The sequence below is a fragment of the Streptomyces sp. A01 genome (genome assembly GCF_059026195.1).
This window is the reverse complement of the sequence record NZ_JBWLKN010000103.1, coordinates 1-903: the sequence shown is the minus strand read 5'-3', so window position 1 is coordinate 903 and position 903 is coordinate 1. Positions and strand designations below refer to the sequence as shown.

The 903-nt window shown below is 68.4% G+C and carries 1 pseudogene; it reads left to right on the top strand.

The window, feature by feature from the left end:
- Nucleotides 1–74: 74 nt before the first annotated feature.
- Nucleotides 75–903, top strand: a pseudogene (locus tag AC5P1B_RS35705) (IS5 family transposase); the annotation flags it as partial.

The window sequence follows — 903 nt, the reverse complement described above, 5'->3', positions numbered from 1 at the left end:
AGGGGTCCTTGCAGAACGATCTCGTTGTGGCACGGTTGGGATGGAAGTGATTCCGTGCTTTGTGAGGTGTGGCCATGGCGCGGCGGAAGCCGTGGGAGGTCAGTGACGAGTTGTGGGCGGTGGTTGAGCCGCTGTTGCCAAGGCATGAGCGGCGGTTCCGGTATCCGGGACGCAAGCGGATCGATGACCGCAAGACGCTGCAGGGTGTGCTGTTCGTGCTGTATACCGGCGTCCAGTGGGAGTACCTGCCGCAGGAGTTGGGGTTCGGCTCCGGTCCTACCTGCTGGCGTCGGCTGGCCGAGTGGCAGGAAGCCGGGGGTCTGGGAGGAACTGCGGCGGGTCCTGCTGGACCGGTTACGGGCGGCGGACCCTCTGGACTTCTCCCGTGTCACCGTTGACGCCTCGCATGTGCAGGCCAAGCGGGGGCGAAGCCGCCCAAAAGTCGGTCCGAGCCCGGCTGACCGTGCACGGCCGGGCTCGAAACACCATGTCCTGACCGACGCGCACGGCACCCCGCTGCGCGTGTCGCTGACGGCGGACACCGCAACGACGTCACCCGGCTTCTGCCCCTGGTCGACGGTGTGCCGCCGGTGCGGGGAAAGCGCGGGCATCCCCGGCGCAAGCCCGGCGAGTTGTATGCCGACCGCGGCTACGACCACGACAACTACCGCCGCCGACTGCGCGAGCGCGGCATCGTCCCGAAGATCGCCCGACGTGGCGAACCACACGGCTCGGGCCTGGGCTGCATCCGGTGGGTCGCCGAGTCAGCCATCGCCTGGCTGCACGGCCCCCGGCGCCTCCGCACTCGCTGGGAGACCCGAGATGACATGCACGACGCCTTCCTCCAGCTTGCCCACTGCATGACCCTCGCCCGCAAGCACCCAGCATTCCGAAAGGACCCCT